The sequence below is a fragment of the Robertmurraya mangrovi genome (genome assembly GCF_034427655.1).
Lineage (GTDB): Bacteria > Bacillota > Bacilli > Bacillales > Cytobacillaceae > Robertmurraya_A > Robertmurraya_A mangrovi.
Genome location: NZ_JAXOFX010000010.1, coordinates 88,188 through 107,181 on the forward strand (window position 1 = coordinate 88,188; position 18,994 = coordinate 107,181).

Genomic DNA, 18,994 nt, shown 5'->3' on the forward strand with positions numbered 1-18,994 from the left:
TGAAAACATCCCATGCATAAATCCTGATACATAGGCTTACATCACAAACTTTATTTCGAAAATTTCTTCTGTTGACCCAATTCGAAGTTGAGCTGGAGTAAGGGATGAAAATGGTTTTGGTCCTTGAATCTTAGACCATTGTAAGTGAGGGCCTTCAAGATAGTACGTTCCATGAGTAGATCCTAAATCCTCCACAATGACCGTATCAAAGCTTTGAGGGTGAAGAGAAATTCGAACATGGGACTTTGATACACTTTCTTCACTAATAATAATGTTTGCTATCTGAGGATCTCTTCCAATGACGACTCCCTCTGCCGGAATAGGAATAACAGCTCCTTGATACATTCCAGAACTCCCTACTAAGAATGCGGTCGAACCGGTAAATCTAGGGTCCGGTACTGTTGATAAGGGTGGAGTAACGGCTAGGTTAGGCCCGGGATTTGGAGGTAAAGGGACTTGATTTATCCCACTGTTCACAGGCATGGATTTATCAAAAGCCATGATAAAAAAAGGAATTCCAACGAGTGCGGTTCCGAGTCCAAAAATCCAATAGTCCTTTCCTAGACGTTCCGCAATTTTTCCGTAGGCCATCGTCCCCCATATGAGTGGACCTACACCAGGGATTAGAAGTAAAAATAAATAATTGGTTGGAAGTCCTGCGCATTGATTAATCAAATATAGATTGTAAATTGGTACCGCGTAACCCCAGAAACTACCTATCCCAAATTTACGTCCAAGTCGGAACATACAAAAAACATAAATAATATAGAACAAAATAGAAAAAGCAAACATAAACAACATGAGAAATAAAAATTCTGCGTAATAATCCATCATCATTCCCCTCACTCACTGAAATGGATTTCTATTATGTTTTAAAAATGACCGTCCACGATTACAGCTATAGCCGTATAATTGTCATGATTCTTTTCCACTCTAGTTCTTAATCGATTTTCCATCATTTTAAGCCAATCTTCTGGTGTTCTTGCTTTAAAATAATCCACTTCCATTTCTGCTTCCAGTACATACTCCCAGAACCCATCTGTGCATAGAAGAATCCCATCACCCTCCGCCAGTGGACGATTCAATAGATGAATAGAAGGGTTCATGTGTTGATCTTTACCAAGTGACTTTAGTACTTTGTTCCGGTCCTCATGATTCCTCATTTCCTTTTCCTCAATTTCACCTTGATTGACTAACTTTTGAACAACACTATGGTCTTTTGTTTGCCAGATGATTTTTCCATGCTGAAAGAGATAACATCTTGAATCACCAAGGTGTGCAATGGCTGTATTACTCCTATCAGCCATTACTGTCACAACCGTCGTTTGCATTTTACTCAAATGGGCCTGGCTTGCTTGCGTTGTTAACATTTGATGATTAGCAAATTGTAAGCAAGCCTGGAGATTCTCATGATTTACCTCTGGCTTTTGTGAAAAATAATGAAGCATACTCTCAACAGCTAATTGTGACGCCACTTCCCCGCCATGATGCCCTCCCATTCCGTCAGCTACCGTCCAAATATGGGAATCCCCAATAGATGCCGCTGAACAATAATCCTCGTTCGTTCTTCTTCCTCCAGCTCTAGATATAGATGACCAAACGATTGACATCACTGATTCTCCAATCGAACCCCAAAGGAGATCCCTTGATTGACTAGATAAAAGGTTTGCCCTGATTGAAGAGGGTGTTTACGATTTGGTGTAAGTCTTTGCCCAGTCCCCATAAAGGTTCCATTTGTTGACTGTAAATCCGTAATAAAAAACAGTCTCTGCGTTGGGTCAAACTCTATTAAACAATGACTTCCACTTACGTCATTAGATGAAAGGACAAGCTGACTTTGTGCAGGGTTTCTTCCCATCGTTATAGGCTGACCTAGTCGAATTTTTTGACCGCTATATTGCCCATTCATACCGATTAAATAAGGAATATGTCCTTGATTTGGAGTAGTTTGTTGAGCAACTGTACCCGATTGTGGAACAGTATTCACTTTTGCTTGCTGAGGACCAGCTCCCGGTAGAACTCGTCTACTGACCTCTTTAACGATGACACGGCCTTTTTTCGTTAATGATAAGATAACCGCTGTGAGTGCGAGTAACACAGCTATCACAACTAATACAAAGGTTACGGTTCCAAGGCCAGATGAACCGTTCGAGATTTCCTTTCGCCCTTCTACTTTATAAGGAATCCCCAATTGATCCAGTTCTACCAATAATTCCTCTGCTTGAATCGACCAACCAATATTATCACCTAGTCGAATTCGGTCTACTTTTTGCTGTCCCTCTGAATCTAGCGTGACTCCTGCCACAAGTGAGGCAGCACTGTTAATTCCGATAACAGCACCACTTTCTGTAAACAATGGACCACCAGAATTCCCTGGATTAATCGGTGCATCGGTTTGGTATAGAGCGACCCCGTCCTTTGATTGAACCTTTGCACTAATAATTCCTTTCGCTACCTTAACGGTACTAATGGTTGAAGGATCAATTAATCGCTGATCAAGTGCGGCACCTGGGAAACCCATTACATATACTTGGTCAGATACTTTTACATCCTTCGCCTTCGTAAAAACAACAGATGGCCTCTGTAAGTTCACTTCCGTCTGTAAAACGGCTAAGTCTTTTACAGGTGAAGACCAAATAACAGCTGCGGGAATAATATTGTTAGAATCTAGAAAAATACTTACAGGTTGCCCTTGTTCTGCACATGCGATAACATGATGATTGGTTGCCACATGAGCTGAATCACCGATAACAAAACCAGTCCCCATCCCAAACTGTCCAGCATTTATGTCACCACAAATGACAAGAACGGTACTTGATTGCATTTCCTCCACGTCTTTTGCCATCGTTACTACAGGTCCAACACTTAATAAAAGCAGGATTCCAGTCCAAATAAGTAGAAACCACCGCTTCATTTTCATCTTATTTTTCACCTTCTTTCTCCTTATTTTTAGGATTAAAAAAGTCTAGTACTGTATTGATTCCTTCTTTATATTTTTCTGTCTTAACTAAATACACATAACCGAAATACCCACCACCACCTAACGCAATGATTAGAATCATAGATAGTAAGATTGGTAAGTACCTTCTAGTTTTTTTATGTTGCCGGACCGTTGGCTTTACTTCCTCTTTATAGACTTGTGTAGTAGGATGTGACACTTCCCTTCTATAGTTTAAAATAGCGACGGTTACATTATCTTGGTATGGGTGACTTTTTCCGACAACTCGGTTCACAAGTTCCTGAGAGGCCCACTCAATATGACCCATTAAAGTATTGGTTATCTCTTCTTCTGATAAAAAACCAAATAAACCATCCGTACATAGAAGAATCCTGTCACCTGGCTCAAGTGGAAATGGTTTTACATTCCCATCGATTTTTTTCAATTCCTCTAATCCTAGAAAACTTGTTAATGCTTCCTTCTGGGGATGATTCTTCACCTCTTCCATCGACATTCTTCCACTCGCTGCTTCTTCAAGTAAAATCTTTTCATATACATGGTCCTGAGTTAGTTGGATTAGCTGATGGTCACGAAATAAGTAAATTCGGCTATCCCCAGCGGAAATCCAATATAAATGATCATCTTTTATTGCTGCTGCTATCAGAGTAGTCCCCACTTGATTGACGAGGTCATTTTCTTTAGCATACTGACAAACTTTTTGGTTTGCGTACAAGAGCGACTCTCTTAATACAGTAGGGAAATCCCCCCCATTCATTAAATCTTGATAATAATGTAAAAATGATTGAACGGCTGTGTTGCTAGCTTCGCGTCCTGAAGACATTCCTCCCATGCCATCTGCAATAACAGCTAGGCAACCTCGATTTTTCACAAGTTCTTCGTTGTCAAATGAAGAGAAACCAAAGGAATCTTCTTGTCTCTCTCTTGCTCCTATATGCTGAGCATTATCTGGTATAATGTGCATGACAACACCTCACAGAAGCGTTAATACCCGCTTGGATAAAGAGTCAAATACTGATACAGTGTGGATAAAAAAGAGTTTTAATAAAAGTAGTTGAGTAGAGGAAAAAGGGTGGAGCAACTATATTTAATTGTTTTTATTAGATGAACAATCCTCACTTACATTCTTTTTCTTCTGTCTATGTTTCTGATAAAGCTCAACGGTCGTTAGCACTAATGACAAAAATATTAAAAAACGTAGAATATTTATAAAAACCTCTTCCATCTATAGCCTCCTAAAAGTAGATTTATAAGCAAAATGTATGACCAATTGCATAAATATATATCTTGTACTAGTGAAAAAAATAAGAATAATGGACTAGATATGCATCCCTAATTCTTATATTATCTGGCCATTATGCTAAAATGGACAAAAATGAGGTGAGGACCATGTGTGGAAGGTTTACATTAACCGAGAATATTCAAGTGTTACAGCAACAGTTTTTATTTGAGTATACAGACGATATTTTCCCAAGATACAATATTGCGCCTAGTCAATATGTACTAGCGGTAGGTTCAAATGGAGAAAGAAGAAAAGGAAGTATGTTGAAATGGGGACTTGTACCATTTTGGGCAGAGGATCCAAAAGTAGGATATAAAATGATTAATGCTCGTAGTGAAGGGATTGATACTAAGCCTTCCTTTAAGCACTCCTTTAGAAATAAAAGATGTTTAATCCTGACTGATGGGTTTTATGAATGGAAAAAGACAACTGAAGGAAAACAGCCATACCGATTTGTCATGAAAAATCAAAAGCCTTTTGCATTTGCTGGATTGTATGATATATGGAAAAAGAACGGACAGCTCATTACCTCTTGTACAATTATCACTACCATTCCAAACGAAGTGACTGAAGATGTACATGATAGGATGCCTGTCATTCTAAAGGAAGAAGATTATGATACGTGGATGAATCCGCATTTTAGTGATAGTAATCGACTAAAATCCTTACTCGTACCCTATTCTGCAGATGAAATGGAGAAATATCCTGTCTCTTCCCTAGTTAACAGTCCAAAAAATGACTTAATTGAATTGGTTTCTCCATTAAATAGTATATAGTTGGGGGTGGGTGCCCCCATATGTACTAATACCAGGCTTTATCAAAATTTAAATGGAGCATATGGCCAAACGTAACGCCAAAGTCGATAAACCCTCTCCCTCTAGCAGTAAGAAGGTTTCCGTCACGAACAACGAGCTCTTTTGATAAGTTCTCCATCTCAAAACTTCCGGTTTCGATCATGAACTCTTCCGTTAGTCCAACCGTGAACTTTTTCCCTTTTAACACACCTGCTTTTGCTAATAATAATGGTGAACTAGAGATACTTGCAATTACTCTATTTTCAGAAGCAATTTCTTTTATAAAATGAATCAGTTTTTCCTCGTTCATGATGGTGCTAATATCCATACAACCTGGGATTAAAAGACTATCAATCTCATTAAAATTTATCTCATCTATCGTTAAATCAGCCACACAAGATAGGCTAGCCTCTCCCTTAATAGGCCCCTTCGACATTCCAACCGTTACAACAGGTTTGTTTCCTTGCATTAAAATAGACAATGCTACACTTATTTCATATTCACTAAATAGGGGAAATAATAAAACAGCTGTTTTTTTCAAATAGAATCCTCCTTTAACTAACAGTCGACTTTTTCCACTCCATTAACCACTTTTCATCTTCTAAAACTTTCACAATCCTAAATCCACACTTTTTATAGCAAGCGATGGCTCTTATGTTATTTTTCTTTACGTCTAGAACTACCTTCACTTCTTCATTTACTTGGCTTAAATACTTTAACATCAGAGAAACCATAGAAGTTCCGATTCCCTTACCCCACATTTCAGGTTCACCAATAAATTGATCGATACCAAATATTACTCCATTTTCCCTCATAGCATAGGCTTTAAGTTCAGAATCCTGCACAGGATAGTACTGTATATAGCCAATGGGTAGAAGTTTATATTCAACTATACATGGTTTGACATAATGTTTACCTTCAACTCTCGGCCCGTATTTTAAAAATACTTGTTCTAGATTATAGGGTGATTCCTCATAAAACTTTAATACTTCAGGATGACTCAACCATTTTGCCATCAACGGAAAGTCATTTTGGTTCATAGCTCTGATTGTTAAGTTATCTATGGAGATCATATAAATTTTCATCCTTTAAAGTTAGTACTTACTATAAAACTATCTATTATTATACTAGTTAAGGAAATTCGTGGAAAGTTTGGGTTGTAAACAGAAAATGAGGTAAGAAGTATCATTAAAATCCTCTTCATAGGTTAAGCCCTATACAATTTGTCATTCCGTTGAATAGGATAGGAACAAATCAGGGAAAAGGGTGATATGATTTGGGGTTACAACCTAGATTACTTTATGTGACGAATATTGGTGATTCAACTGTAGAGATCTATAATATTTTTAATCTAGACTCTCCCGTGCGAATTGGAGAGTTTGGGGTAAACGAATTAGGTGCACCGTCAGGTTTAGCTATTACGGGCAACCTACTTTATGTGGCGAATGCAGGTTCATCCAACATTGAAATATTTAATATTTCCAACCCACTTGCTCCGGTGCGTGTAGGGGAGTTTGGTACAGGTGATTTAACTAACCCTAACGCATTAGCAATTGCAGAAAATACTCTTTATGTAACCAATCTGATAGATTTTACGATTGAAATTTATGATATTACTGAACCTCTAGTTCCTGAGCGAGTAGGTCAATTTGGCGAAGGTGAAGTCAGTGGTCCAAATGGATTTGTTATTATCGGTAATCTTCTTTATGTTTCGAATTCCGGTGATGCCACCATTGAAATCTATGATATATCTGAACCCCAATCCCCCGTTCGCCTAGGACAGTTTGGAAATGCATCGGAATTAAGTAATCCTATTGGACTTGCCGTAACAGGTAATATTTTGTATGTAGCAAATTTTCAATTCAGCCTTGCTAACACAATCTCTATATATGATATCTCAAACCCACTAGCTCCCATTTTTCTAAACAGGTTTGGTTCTGGATTCTTGAACGGTCCTACTGAATTAGCCATAGCTGATGATACACTATATGTAGCAAACATCATTGGAAGTAATGTTGAGATTTTTAATATTGCTAATCCTATTGCCCCTGTCCATTTAGGAGAATTTAATACCAGCAATTTAAGTAATCCTTTCGGGTTGATTGTTGTACCATTTTTGGATTAAATGTAAATCTTGTCCCATTTCTGATTAAAATGAAAAATCCCTTATCACACATGTTGTGATGATAAGGGATTTTGTTACCTTTACTAAAATTTAAAACGGTCCATGATTATTGATATTTGTAGGATAGCTTTCTTTTGAAGTGCGGTCTTTAACAGATTCAATTTCTTCCTTCACTTTTTTATCACTCATTTGACGGTAACGGTCAGTCTTTGAATCTAAATATTTACCGAAAACCAAAAGACCAGCCACACAAACCATGACTATTCCCCATACGATTAGCAATACTCCACCTCTTCACTCTATATATTAATATTCTTCTATAAATTGTATATAAGGTTCCTGTAGTACCATCATATTCATAATTATTATATTCTTACACTCAATTACTCGCTGTTCAAACCAGATTTCAACCTAAATAGTCTGTTTGAAGTACAGATTCGGTTAACTCATCGTTATTATTTGTGACATGATAAGCCTTGGCGTTCGGTCTAGACGAGATGATTCTATGAATCTCATCATTCTTGTAATGAATGGCTACTCCGTCATCTGCAGCTATCCCTGAATGTATACAACCAGAACGAACTAAACGGTGAAAGGCTGTCCTTCTATCTGATTCACCATCGTAATGAGGACAGTTACTACCTTTTAAGAAGCCTAAGCATTTGATAGGTGCTAGACCGTCTCCAAAAGAATCCGTTACCCCTTCTTGAAACCAACAAATAGAACCAGCACTAATTCCGGCAAGAATGATTCCTTCGTTCCACGCTTTTTCAATGATTAAATCTAGTCCCCATTCCTTCCAAAGAGCCAGCAGATTCTTCGTGTTCCCACCACCAACATAAAGGATGTCTTTATCTAAAATAAAACTTTCTAAATCTCTCGTTGGTGGTTTAAACAAGGATAGATGTGATGGTGTACAGTTTTGCGCATTAAAAAAATGATAAAATCGGTTTATGTAGTTTTCCGAATCACCGCTAGCTGTAGGAATAAAACAGATTTTTGGTGAAGTTGTATATGCTTGTTTTAATATATATTGATCCAATAAAGGGTTCTCCGGTTCCATTGAGAAACCTCCACCTCCTAGAGCAATAATTTGTTTCATGACCTTTCCCTCGAGTTATCTTCACTTATACTTATAACAATTTCCATACCCGTCGGTTTATTTTTGAAAGGGGTACTGTATTCTTTAAACGTAAGTATCAGCCCACTAACATCATCTGGTAAAGGAGGTGAAACAACAAAATCATAAGTCATATGTCCAGTAGATCCTCCACCACCAGTAGTTCGACAATCATATTTCTCATCAATTTCTAATTGTAAAAATGCATGGTCACGTACACGTCGAGGACGTAAATGTCTAGAATCATCTGGTTCGTACCAATCCATTGTCAGATGAACTACACTAGCATTTTCGAATTGACGAATAAAAGTAATCGTGTATAGATTTTCTCCCACTTCTACTGACTTTAACACTGGAACATGCTTTAAAAATCCTTCCGGCTCAATCCGAGGTCGAAATTCCTCTTCCAATAGTAAGGAACCAAAAAAAGAAGAGAGAAAATCTTCGTATAAGTTATATTTCATAGACCATTCCACAATTTTCTCAAGAGGTGGAAAACCCGGATCATTAGATTGTTCCTTGCGCTTATTTAGTAAATTGCAAAGCTGCTCATCAATATGTTGTATACTAGTGTCATAATGTTTCGTAGGTGGTTCAAACGGCAATCGTTTCATGAGAGAACTCCTCCTTTTATGTTTTTCTATATTTTAACAGAAATAGGATGGGCAATTTAAGATTCTGTTCACCGTTTTAGTCTAAATAGTTAGACTCATCTTCCTACTAACGGTCTCCAACCCAAAACTTTCATAAAAAGAAATCGCTCTATTATTAAATTCCCATACATTTAAATCAAGTGAGGTAGCCCCTTTATCCTTTGACCAATCCACACAAGCTTGAAATAGTTTTGTCCCAATCCCTTTTCTTTGACTATTACTTTTCACCCCAAAGTCACTCATATATGCATATATTCTAGGTGTCATTGAATCAAAGGGTGGTGACTGTTTTAACTCCATAACAGCAAATCCGACAATCTCCCCTTCCTCTACAGCTATTAAAATATCACAATCCTTCTCATCTAATAGCTCTTTAAAATATGAAATAGGCATTACTGGGACTACTTTTTGAAAAATATGTGGAAGTGCTTCTGCATGTTCATCGTGACCTTCTTTAACAATTTCATTCACATAAGCATAATCTTCTATCGTTGCAAGCCTAATATTCACAAATGTTTCCCCCTACAAAAAACTCCCACCTACAAAAATCTTGAGGCGAGAGTGTTCAATCTTCTCTTCAGAGTTTTTTGAATATAATACCAAATTATCCTAATACCGTCAAAAAGTCTATTTCTCGTTATTTCTATAAATCAAGTCAAAAAAACTTAATCCTAGAGCTAGCCCTAAAGGAATGCCAAAGTTATAAACACTTAAATCCTCTGGTTTAAAAATAGAATTTAGAAAGTAACTAACTACACTAAACAGAATGAAAAGGAAGATAAATTTTATAGCCCTCTCCACTAACTCCTTCTTAGATATGCGTCTACTGTTTATAAACATCAATATGACGAAGTATAGAAAGGAAAATAGGAGAAGGATAATAAACCCAACAATGAAGTAAAAGGAAAATTCCACATTTAAATTTTCATAAATTATTAATGGAATTGTCATAAGAACAATCAAAACAATTAGAGAAATAACGCTTACTTTCTTCATTTGACCACCATTTATCCTTAAATAATATGTATTTATTATCCCTAGAAGAAAAAGATAACATAAAAAATACTATTATGAACTATGAGTATATTATTGAATTAACAGACATGAACCACTTCGAGCGGGGTTCTGAGCAATAAAACCAGAAGCGACCTAGTTTCGCTTTTTTTTTATCCACGTTTTGACAATTCAGAACAATCATATATTATAAAGTTAGTAACTTAAACGGAGGATTCTATGAAAATTAGAAAATCAAACCCAACTAATGTTGCACCACCTATCGCTCAATACTCACATGTATCTGTCATTCCTAGAGACGCAGAGCTCGTTGTTCTATCTGGTCAGATCGGAAATAACATAGACGGTGTTTTGCCGTCAGATATCGAATCACAATTTGCCAATGCAATTGAAAATATCAAGTTAATACTACAAAGTGAAGGTATGGAAACAAACAGTGTTTTTAAAATAAATATTTGGTTAACTGAGCCTATTAATAGGGAAGTATACACTGAAATCTGGAGCTCGTTCCATAACCAATCCCCACCTGCAACCACTTTAGCTTACGCTTCCGCCCTAGCTCGCCCTGATATTAAAGTAGAAGTTGAGGCTTGGGCAGCAAGATAGTTCAACTCCATAAGTTTAGCTTTCGGAGTACCACTTACTGCAAATTCATAAAGCCCAAGTCCTTTTGGTATTTGGGCTTCACTTACATTCGTCAGCTTCCTTTAATTCCATCTTGAAAACTTAACTAACATTCCCTCTAATTTTTAAGAGTTTATACTTAAACAATAATGTCATTCCTACATTTGTAAGAAAATGAATGGTGATAGGAACTAAAAGGTTATTTGTATAATTATAGATCCAACAAAATATGAAACCTGGAAGGATAATGTTTAATAACATGATTGGTTTCTTAAAATATCGTGTATGGGCCATAACAAAAATGAATGTTGTGGCAAGAATGGCAATCCACTCATTGTTCAGAGTTAGTAATATAAAGTTTTGAATTAAACCCCTGTACAATAATTCCTCAAATAAAACATAAATAAACATTCCGATGATAATAGAGAATAATGATTCATTATGTAACGATTTATTGGTGTCATCAATGAGATGTGCAGGAGTTATTAACGTCAATACGATCCCTAATGTCATTAACCCAAGAAAAGCAATCAATGAGCTTACGAAAAGTTTAATAGGGTCTTTGAAAGATAAATATAGTTCAAAAGGTAATTTCCCTGCCATAGTAAGTGCAAGTATTAAAACGGAGAGAATTAATGAAAACAACCCAATAATTGGTGTAGCTTCTTTTAAACTAAATTCTTTTATTTTTTTGTTTTTATCAGTCATCGTTTTACTCAATTTATGTACCTCTATAATAAAGTTATTCACTTATTTACGATTGAATATTTTAATAGTTTCATAATTCCATCTTTTTTCGGATTTTATTTTCATAAATAGAAGAGAGCAACGTATTAAATCACAACGTTGCTCATCAACCCACGTATGCACATTCATTGGCTAATTATACAATTACACTTTGAACTAATTATTCTCTAATAGAAACGGCTGGATTTCATATTTTGTAGCCACTTTCTCTATCTCTGCTAGGCTAAAATCATCCCAGTTAATTTTTTCATAATCGGCTCTAGTTAACTCATAGGATAAACCTACTTCGTAAAATTCTTTAGCTTCCCTAAATTCACCTACATAGTGCTTTACTTGCCACTCAAAACTAGCCTTATCTACTTGCTTATTATCAAATACAACTCTTAAAGCTTTGCTACTGCTTTTACCTAATTTCGTTCTAATATCTTCCATATGTCCCATGCTATCTGCTCCGAGTAAGAGCTGTACTTCTTTTTCATCCTTACTTACTATAATTTCTTCCACTCTTTTTTCATTAACGTCCGTCATGGCATAAAGTTTCTCGTTAAGAGTTCTATGAATCTTCTGATTAAGTGGTAAATTCTCTTCTTCCTTCATTTCGACTGCAGATGTTTGTTTTTCATTCACTTCTTTGTTAGGTGCAGCTGCATTGTTTGAAACCATTGCCACAGAGTCATCTGATTGATTGAGCAATAATATTACCCCGATAATGGATAGAGTAGGTATAGCAACAAAGTACTGCTTAAAATACTTATTTTCTCTTTGTAAAAATAAAAATATAGTTCCCACGACAACAAATACTATGAACATCAACCATAAAAACATATGATTTATACTTAACATAATAAACTCTCCTTTATCAAACACTTGGTTATAGATAAATAGGCTAATAAAAATCAAGAAGGATAAAGAAAAGATAAAAGTTAGTACCGGTCCCATAAAGGATTCCTTTGGACCGTCCTCTTGCTGAGCTTTTAGTAAGATTCTCTGTTTTTCATTTATTGTCATGCTTCCATTCTTTAAAACCGTTCGATTCATGCTCTCTCTTAATTTATTAAGCTTCTCTTCCAATTTTTATTCACCCCGATACATTTGACGTAGTTTCTCTTTTCCACGCTTAAGTCTTGATTTAATCGTATCTACTTTCAATCCAGTAAGCTCTTGAATCTCCTTAATTTTCAATTCTTCATAATAAAATAGAATGATGATTTCACGGTATTTTATTGGTAATTGGAGAACATGTTCTGATAGCTCTCTAGATTCACTTTTTAAAATAACTTCCTGCTCCGTTGAGGACGTTGATTTTAACTTGAAACTAAGTGTTTCAAATAAGTGTTGAACATTAAACCATTTTGTTTTATATGTATCTTTACATTTATTAACCGTTATCTTAAATAGCCAGGTTTTATAGGAGCACTCTCCCCTAAAAGAATCCCAATTTCTATAACTTGTAAGGAAAACTTCCTGTGCAATGTCTTCAGCTAATGACCAATCCTTGACGTATGTATAAGCTAGCTTCTTAACACTGTCACCATACTGTTCTAGCAAATATTCTAACGCTTTGTCTTTGTTGAATATTTTGTGGGGCTCAACCACAAATACACCTCCCCTCATTTTTTGGTTTATGTATAGACGACCATTTTGAAAAAAGGTTGCAAAAAAGGAAAAAAATATTTGATGAAGGATAAGAATCCTGAGGCAATAACGAGGAACCCTAGAGGGGGAATACTTTTCGGAGGTTAATCTTTTAAATTCCCTAAAAATTCTCCCACATGGTTTCCTAGATAAAAAGATCCGTACCAAATGAAAATAGTGAGAGCTATGGCACTTAAAGTAGGATATTTGTTCATAATCCTTTTGATTTCATTAGATAAATCCATGGTTAAGCCTCCTCCAAAATAGTTTTATAGCCTAATACAGTTTTATTAATTTCAATAGGAAAAGCTCCACTAGATGTTCCCCTCAATAGAATGGTATTATCCTGAATGGAAAGGAAGATTATAGAATGTATCCTTATGCTTATTGGCATGGACAGCATCAGCACTATCACCCTTGGGGGTATCATCACTCAAACCCCTGGCATCAGCATGGACACCATCTTTATCACTGGCATTCTACACCACAACCCTTGCATCATCACCATTATGGAATACATCCGTACTTATACCCTTGGAGACCTTAATCCATCATTTGGGGAGATCAAGAGCTGGTCTCCCTCCATGCACATTCTACCATAATTTACATAATCTACATATCCCTAAAAAATTGCTTCTTTACAAATTTCCTCTCAATACTAGCCATTCGTTCGTTTTTCAATATTAAGTTTCTTAGTTTTTTCATTTATATAGGCATACAGGATATCTTTTGTTTTTAAATTATGTTTTTCTAATTGTGCTAATAGCCAACCCTTTGATTTCCCTAGAAACTTAAGATTTTTCTTTTGAATTCTTCCATCAATAATGACAGATATGGGTAAACCTTCATCTTCTATAGATATTTCAAGATGTTTTACGGTTACAGGAGTATTTTCAGGTTTAGGAATAATACTTACTTCACCAATGGGTTCTAAAATAGCATACTCTACATCATCTAATTTTGGATATCCTTTACTTCTAAGAATGGATAAAAGCTGGGCAATGGATAATCTTGAATTTTCCATATTATCTTCAATAATTTTTCCATCCTTAATCAGAATGGTTGGTTCACCTAAAAAGAACCGATTCCCCCATTGCCAAAGAGTGAGCTTAGAAAATAGAATATGTAACACAACTAGAATGACTAATGCGTACACGGTGGGTAAAAATTCGGTACTTATCAGTGGTTCGGATGCTACCGTTCCAACGATAATAATAGCAACCAAATCGTAGGGAGTCATTTGAATGATGGTGGACTTCCCCATTAGTCTCATAACAGCAATGGTGGTTAGATATAAGGTGAATATCTTGAGTATTAAAATCATAGTTGTCACACCCTCAGCAATAATAAGCATATAATTCCCAATTACGTTTCTTCTAACCTGTTTTAATTAAAGGACTTTTTAAAACAAAAAAAGAGCTACGAAAGCCCTTTTTATTTCAAATATTAAAATTGTCCTTATCCGGAGAATGCACTCGAATATTCAACCACTCCAGAAACACCCTCTAAGGCGTTTTCTCTTAGTTCCATTATCATGAATACTTCGTCTGGTACTTTAAAAGGAGGATTAATTCCCCATGAGGAGGCTTTCTCAAATCCAAACTTTGGATAATAATTAGGATGGCCGAGCACAACGACGGATTTATATCCAAGTTCCTTTGCTATTTTAAGTCCTTCATTAATCAAAAGCTTACCAACCCCAATATTTTGGAAGTCTGGTAGAACAGAAACAGGAGCTAGGGCAAGTGATTCCTCTGAGTGAGTGTCATTAACAATGTGTATTTTTGAAAAAAGAATATGCCCTATAATGTTCTCCTCTTCGTTTGTTGCTACTAATGATAGTTCAGGGATAAAAGCCTCTGATTTTCTAATTCGTGCCACTAGTTCATGTTCAGTTTTATCACTGATTTCCATATCTGCAAACGCACTTTTAATAACTTCTTCGACTATTGAATAGTCTTCAGTCTTTTCTTGTCTAATATGAATGGTCATTTATTTTTTCTCCCTTATATTTTGCTTATCCATTACTATTTTATCTTAACATAATATTTTGAATGTTTAACAAATAAAAAAGAGTTACAGAGGATATCCGCAACTCTTCTTCCTTTAAAGTTGTTCTTTGTTTTCCGCTTCCCAAATAGCCACTTCTTTTCGAACTATTGGGGCTACTTCTGTTCCGAGTAGTTTAATTGCGTTCATGACATCTTCATGAGGCATGGAGCCAACCGGTACATGGAGCATAAAACGTGTAATTCCTACATTTTTTCGTAAGTGAATAATTTTCTCGGCAACAGTCTTTGAGTCACCTACATATAAGGCTCCTTCTAAGCTTCTTGCTGAATCAAAGCTAGAACGATCATAGTGACTCCAGCCTCTTTCTCGACCCAATTTATTCATAACATGTTGAGTGGAAGGGAAAAACTTATCAGCTGCTAGTTCTGTTTCTTCCGCAATAAATCCATGGGAATGTGACGCAACCGGAAACTTGGACGAATCATGACCGGCATGCTCTAACGCTTTTTTATATAGCTTAACAAGTGGAGCAAATTGTCGTGGACTTCCCCCAATAATAGCTAAAACAAGTGGTAAACCAAGTAGTCCCGCGCGGACAACAGATTCTGAATTACCACCACTACCAATCCACACTGGCAATGGATCTTGCACAGCTCTTGGGTAAACTCCTAAATTATTGATAGCGGCACGATGTTTCCCCTGCCATGTTACTTTTTCAGACGAGCAAATTTTCAACAATAAATCTAACTTCTCTTCAAAGAGCTCATCATAATCCTTTAAGTCATATCCAAATAGAGGAAAAGATTCGATAAACGATCCTCGACCTGCCATAATCTCTGCACGTCCATTAGAAATGGCATCAACTGTGGCAAAGTCTTGATAGACCCTAACTGGATCGGCAGAAGAAAGAACGGTAACGGCACTTGTCAATCTGATTTTCTCCGTCTTTGAAGCTGCAGCTGCTAAAATAACCGCAGGAGAAGAAGCAGCAAAATCTTCACGGTGGTGTTCTCCTACACCAAAAATATCTAACCCTACTTGATCAGCAAGAACTATTTCCTCTACTACTTCACGAATTCTTTGTGCATGACTAACTACTTCTCCTGTTTTAACATCAGGAGTGGTCTCTACAAATGTACTAATCCCAATTTCCACAACTCTTCCTCCTATTTATTTTAATGATGGTGTTATCTAATTAAACTTCTAATCCTACTATCTTCACAGAAGGAATAAGTTACCTTTATTAAGATAGCCCTATTATAAATCTTCCTCATTTTTTTCTCCATCAACAAGTCTTAAAGAATTTCCTAATCGTGTATTGAGTTGATTTCAATTTTTACATAGTAAATCTTTCCAATTAGGTAAAAGTAACTATTAATATGCGTAATTATGGTAAAATGTAATAGTTACATTAACCTATATTAAGTCATCTAGGAGGAGGATTTATGAAAAAAATTTTGATAGCTACTTTGCTAATTTTATTGGTCTCAAGCTATCCTACTACCCAAGCAACAACTATAAACGCTGCCGAGAAAGCCTCTGTTAAAGTAGTGAAGAAGTACTATAAGGGCGAGAATATGTATGCTGTTATTAAACCACTCTTTGTAGACGTATATTCAGGGCCTGGTACTTCATATAAGAAAATTAGAAAAATTAAACGTTTTGTACATCCAGTTATTGTTGAAAAAATGTCCAATGGGTGGTATCGAGTGGGATATCCAGGGGACGAAAAACATTACATAGATGGTAAACATGTCTCCAAGCTAGTGCCAGATAGTAAAATTAGTGAATTTATTGAACCGGTACGAACCTTTAAGAAGCTATCCAAAAAAGCACCTGTCCCTAAAACGAAAGTACCATCATTAAAAGGGAAACCAACAAACAATCCTGAAACCAATCTGAAGATGATTGGAGAGACACTTGGTTTTGGGCTAGGCGCAGGACGTTTTGATAATGATTATTCTTTTGCACCAAATGGAACACTGGCAGTCAGTGAATATGGAAAAGAAGTTTTAACCTATAATACGAACAAAGTATCAGAAGCATTTCTAGATATCTCATCGTGGGATTACCCGGGAGTTTCAGAGGAAGAAAAACTTATCCCTTCAACTGTTAGGGAAATCTTGAGATTCTATTATCCTACTTATTACCACGAGCTTTATACCGTTATCTATAACATTGCACATGAAAAAAATATGGATTCCTATACTGAGGAAACCTTTTATTTAGATAACCGACAAGTTCGCTTTCATTACTCAAAACATCTTGGTTCGCTAACCGTTTGTATTGGAAAAAAAGGTTATAAATACAACAGTGGTTTTCACTATAGAAAGAAAATCTAAAACGGAAAAGTCCCCTTGGAAAGAAATCTCCAAAGGGACTTTTTCTATGTAGTTCATTGTATCAAATTCAGTATTTGGTCAATCACACTCTTATCTAGGACGACATTGTGACCCGAAATACAAGTATCAAAATCTAGCTCTTTATACTTCAATAATGTTTGTATATATTGCTCTTTTTCTATGGCTAGACTAGGAATCAGTTCTTCTAAAGAGTCGCCAATATTATCAGCTGCATTTAAAACCCCTTCCACTTCATCCAACACACTAATAGAATCAATCGTATGTCCCGGTGTATAGATAAGTCTTATTTTATCTTCCGGAAAGTATAATTCTTGATCAAAGGTTACATTAGGTAGAACCATTGCCGTCTCCCCTTCGATACACTTTTGATTTTTCTGTATCATCTCTTCCCAATATTCCTCAATCATATCTCTACATAATTTATGAGAAACGAGCATGCCATTTGGAAGAGATGAATTTCCCCAAATATGATCCCAGTGGTAGTGGGTATTGATGGCAATTATTGGTTTGTTGTCATGCATAATAAATTCTAGTACAGGAGCAAAGTGTTCAGACCCTAGCCCTGTGTCGATTACATAGTTAAATTTATCGCCCTTAATGACATGAATTGTAAGATCCCATCCCCAAGGAGTATTTTTTGTAAAAACATAATTTCTATTTTTTATTTTTTCAAACTTCATTTCTCTCACTCACTTTTCCTATTATTTAGTTCCAATATAAAACACAATGACTGACAACAGTATGTCAGTCATTGTATTGAAGGTATAAATTTTTTGTATATTCTTTTACTTCGTCCCTTAACTCAGTTGGCTTCAGCACTTCACAATCAAGACCGAAGCCTAAAATAAATTTAATTAACCCTTCGTTGTTAGGATAGGAATCTTCCACTAGAAAGTGTCCGTCTTCTAATCTAGTAATTTTATCTACGCTAAAATACTCTGTTAGCTGCTCCCCTATACGATTTGAAAACTTTAGAGCAATATTTATACTCTGTTTTCTAAAGCCATCATCAAGGATTTGATTAATTTCTACTGTTGTTAGACTTTGGCCAACAAAGAATTCCCCTATTCGTAAATTCCTGATTCGAACTAATTTGAACCTCCTGAAATCATCTCGGAGTCTGCAAAAGCCTATTAAATACCAATGCCCTTTATAAAATTCGATTTGTAAAGGCTCTACCGTTCTTTCCTTATACTCCAAATTCCGGTTCACATATTCAAAGACAAGTAATCTGCTTTCTTCTATACTTTTGTTCATTATTCCTAAATACTGCACTAACTCTTGTTCCATACTAAAATGGGACATATTAATGTTTAAGTTGTCTGTTAGATTTGAACTTTTTTTGTATGTATTTTCAAACTTTAAGACTACATCATTAAACTGGTTATTGCTCCCGAACAAAAAATCCAGATTGTTCATTACTTCAATAAAAATATTAGCTTCACGGTTATTTAAAAAGAGGTTATTTACTTTGTAGGAATCCATAATATAATAACCGCCACCTTTTCCACCAAAGGAGGCAATCGGAATCCCCGCTTCACCAATTTTTTCAATGTCTCGGTAGATGGTTCGAAGTGATACTTCAAAGTGCTCAGCAAGTTCTTTGCCGGTTACTTTTCCCTTTTTTAATATGATTAATAGTATGGACAACATTCTACTAACTCTCAT

Annotated in this window: 25 protein-coding genes; 5 read left to right on the plus strand and 20 right to left on the minus strand. The window is 36.0% G+C overall.

The annotated features are described in order from the left end of the window. Window positions 1-36 precede the first annotated feature (36 nt). From SM124_RS15110 to SM124_RS15130, 5 genes are all read right to left on the minus strand, one after another. Window positions 37-837, minus strand: a complete 801-nt coding sequence (locus SM124_RS15110; protein ID WP_322447350.1) for an FHA domain-containing protein — start codon at window positions 835-837, stop codon at window positions 37-39. A gap of 35 nt (window positions 838-872) precedes the next feature. Next, entirely contained in the window at window positions 873-1,610 is a 738-nt protein-coding gene (locus tag SM124_RS15115; protein ID WP_322447351.1) for a PP2C family protein-serine/threonine phosphatase, read from the minus strand. After that, on the minus strand, window positions 1,610-2,932 hold the full coding sequence (locus tag SM124_RS15120; RefSeq protein ID WP_322447352.1) for a trypsin-like peptidase domain-containing protein: 1,323 nt from the start codon (window positions 2,930-2,932) through the stop codon (window positions 1,610-1,612). The genes SM124_RS15115 and SM124_RS15120 overlap by 1 nt, the downstream gene beginning before the upstream one ends. Beyond that, window positions 2,922-3,920, minus strand: coding sequence for a PP2C family protein-serine/threonine phosphatase (locus SM124_RS15125; protein WP_322447353.1), 999 nt, complete (start codon window positions 3,918-3,920; stop codon window positions 2,922-2,924). Before SM124_RS15125 ends, SM124_RS15120 begins: the two co-directional genes overlap by 11 nt. Before the next feature lie 123 nt (window positions 3,921-4,043). Continuing rightward, window positions 4,044-4,181 carry a hypothetical protein gene (locus SM124_RS15130; RefSeq protein ID WP_322447354.1) on the minus strand — a complete coding sequence of 46 codons (138 nt, stop codon included), beginning with the start codon at window positions 4,179-4,181 and terminating at the stop codon, window positions 4,044-4,046. 164 nt (window positions 4,182-4,345) lie between these two features. On the opposite strand from SM124_RS15130, the gene SM124_RS15135 reads away from it, so the two are divergent. Next, window positions 4,346-5,014 carry an SOS response-associated peptidase gene (locus tag SM124_RS15135; RefSeq protein ID WP_322447355.1) on the plus strand — a complete coding sequence of 223 codons (669 nt, stop codon included), beginning with the start codon at window positions 4,346-4,348 and terminating at the stop codon, window positions 5,012-5,014. Window positions 5,015-5,039: 25 nt separating this feature from the next. On the opposite strand, the gene SM124_RS15140 is transcribed toward SM124_RS15135, so the two are convergent. Together SM124_RS15140 and SM124_RS15145 are read right to left on the minus strand one after the other, a co-directional pair. Continuing rightward, entirely contained in the window at window positions 5,040-5,573 is a 534-nt protein-coding gene (locus tag SM124_RS15140) for a DJ-1/PfpI family protein (RefSeq protein ID WP_322447356.1), read from the minus strand. Between the two features lie 13 nt (window positions 5,574-5,586). Then, window positions 5,587-6,105: a GNAT family N-acetyltransferase gene (locus SM124_RS15145; RefSeq protein WP_322447357.1), complete on the minus strand. Its 519-nt coding sequence runs from the start codon at window positions 6,103-6,105 to the stop codon at window positions 5,587-5,589. Between the two features lie 203 nt (window positions 6,106-6,308). On the opposite strand from SM124_RS15145, the gene SM124_RS15150 reads away from it, so the two are divergent. After that, a complete protein-coding gene (locus SM124_RS15150; protein WP_322447358.1) occupies window positions 6,309-7,157 on the plus strand; it encodes an LVIVD repeat-containing protein in 849 nt (282 codons plus the stop codon). 90 nt (window positions 7,158-7,247) lie between these two features. Here SM124_RS15150 and SM124_RS15155 read toward each other — a convergent pair whose 3' ends face one another. The 4 genes from SM124_RS15155 to SM124_RS15170 form a co-directional block, all read right to left on the minus strand. Then, window positions 7,248-7,439: a hypothetical protein gene (locus SM124_RS15155; RefSeq protein ID WP_322447359.1), complete on the minus strand. Its 192-nt coding sequence runs from the start codon at window positions 7,437-7,439 to the stop codon at window positions 7,248-7,250. Window positions 7,440-7,563: 124 nt separating this feature from the next. Then, window positions 7,564-8,259, minus strand: coding sequence for a Type 1 glutamine amidotransferase-like domain-containing protein (locus tag SM124_RS15160; RefSeq protein ID WP_322447360.1), 696 nt, complete (start codon window positions 8,257-8,259; stop codon window positions 7,564-7,566). Next, window positions 8,256-8,891, minus strand: coding sequence for a hypothetical protein (locus SM124_RS15165; RefSeq protein WP_322447361.1), 636 nt, complete (start codon window positions 8,889-8,891; stop codon window positions 8,256-8,258). The genes SM124_RS15160 and SM124_RS15165 overlap by 4 nt, the downstream gene beginning before the upstream one ends. 81 nt (window positions 8,892-8,972) lie before the next feature. Further along, complete coding sequence (locus SM124_RS15170) at window positions 8,973-9,440, minus strand: GNAT family N-acetyltransferase (RefSeq protein ID WP_322447362.1); 468 nt, start codon at window positions 9,438-9,440, stop codon at window positions 8,973-8,975. Window positions 9,441-9,952: 512 nt separating this feature from the next. Here SM124_RS15170 and SM124_RS15175 point away from each other — a divergent pair. Both SM124_RS15175 and SM124_RS15180 read left to right on the plus strand, forming a co-directional pair. Continuing rightward, complete coding sequence (locus tag SM124_RS15175) at window positions 9,953-10,066, plus strand: DUF3896 family protein (RefSeq protein ID WP_322447363.1); 114 nt, start codon at window positions 9,953-9,955, stop codon at window positions 10,064-10,066. A gap of 97 nt (window positions 10,067-10,163) precedes the next feature. Next, window positions 10,164-10,550, plus strand: a complete 387-nt coding sequence (locus SM124_RS15180) for a RidA family protein (protein WP_322447364.1) — start codon at window positions 10,164-10,166, stop codon at window positions 10,548-10,550. Window positions 10,551-10,670: 120 nt separating this feature from the next. Here the strand turns inward: SM124_RS15180 and SM124_RS15185 are convergent, their stop codons facing one another. The 7 genes from SM124_RS15185 to SM124_RS15215 form a co-directional block, all read right to left on the minus strand. Next, window positions 10,671-11,288, minus strand: coding sequence for a CPBP family intramembrane glutamic endopeptidase (locus tag SM124_RS15185; protein WP_322447365.1), 618 nt, complete (start codon window positions 11,286-11,288; stop codon window positions 10,671-10,673). A gap of 183 nt (window positions 11,289-11,471) precedes the next feature. Beyond that, a complete protein-coding gene (locus SM124_RS15190) occupies window positions 11,472-12,386 on the minus strand; it encodes a hypothetical protein (protein WP_322447366.1) in 915 nt (304 codons plus the stop codon). A gap of 3 nt (window positions 12,387-12,389) precedes the next feature. Continuing rightward, window positions 12,390-12,911 (minus strand): sigma-70 family RNA polymerase sigma factor, encoded by a 522-nt coding sequence (locus SM124_RS15195; protein ID WP_322447367.1) that lies wholly within the window; start codon window positions 12,909-12,911, stop codon window positions 12,390-12,392. Between the two features lie 143 nt (window positions 12,912-13,054). After that, entirely contained in the window at window positions 13,055-13,195 is a 141-nt protein-coding gene (locus tag SM124_RS15200; protein ID WP_322447368.1) for a hypothetical protein, read from the minus strand. Between the two features lie 413 nt (window positions 13,196-13,608). Next, complete coding sequence (locus SM124_RS15205) at window positions 13,609-14,274, minus strand: DUF421 domain-containing protein (RefSeq protein ID WP_322447369.1); 666 nt, start codon at window positions 14,272-14,274, stop codon at window positions 13,609-13,611. A gap of 134 nt (window positions 14,275-14,408) precedes the next feature. After that, window positions 14,409-14,942, minus strand: coding sequence for a GNAT family N-acetyltransferase (locus tag SM124_RS15210; RefSeq protein WP_322447370.1), 534 nt, complete (start codon window positions 14,940-14,942; stop codon window positions 14,409-14,411). A gap of 114 nt (window positions 14,943-15,056) precedes the next feature. Further along, window positions 15,057-16,118 carry an LLM class flavin-dependent oxidoreductase gene (locus SM124_RS15215; RefSeq protein WP_322447371.1) on the minus strand — a complete coding sequence of 354 codons (1,062 nt, stop codon included), beginning with the start codon at window positions 16,116-16,118 and terminating at the stop codon, window positions 15,057-15,059. A gap of 290 nt (window positions 16,119-16,408) precedes the next feature. Between SM124_RS15215 and SM124_RS15220 the strand changes: the two genes are divergently transcribed. Continuing rightward, the gene (locus tag SM124_RS15220; RefSeq protein WP_322447372.1) at window positions 16,409-17,305 is read left to right on the plus strand and encodes an SH3 domain-containing protein; all 897 of its coding nucleotides are present in this window, start codon (window positions 16,409-16,411) and stop codon (window positions 17,303-17,305) included. 53 nt (window positions 17,306-17,358) lie between these two features. Here the strand turns inward: SM124_RS15220 and SM124_RS15225 are convergent, their stop codons facing one another. After that, the gene (locus SM124_RS15225) at window positions 17,359-18,006 is read right to left on the minus strand and encodes an MBL fold metallo-hydrolase (RefSeq protein WP_322447373.1); all 648 of its coding nucleotides are present in this window, start codon (window positions 18,004-18,006) and stop codon (window positions 17,359-17,361) included. Between the two features lie 64 nt (window positions 18,007-18,070). Next, a complete protein-coding gene (locus SM124_RS15230; protein WP_322447374.1) occupies window positions 18,071-18,994 on the minus strand; it encodes a helix-turn-helix transcriptional regulator in 924 nt (307 codons plus the stop codon).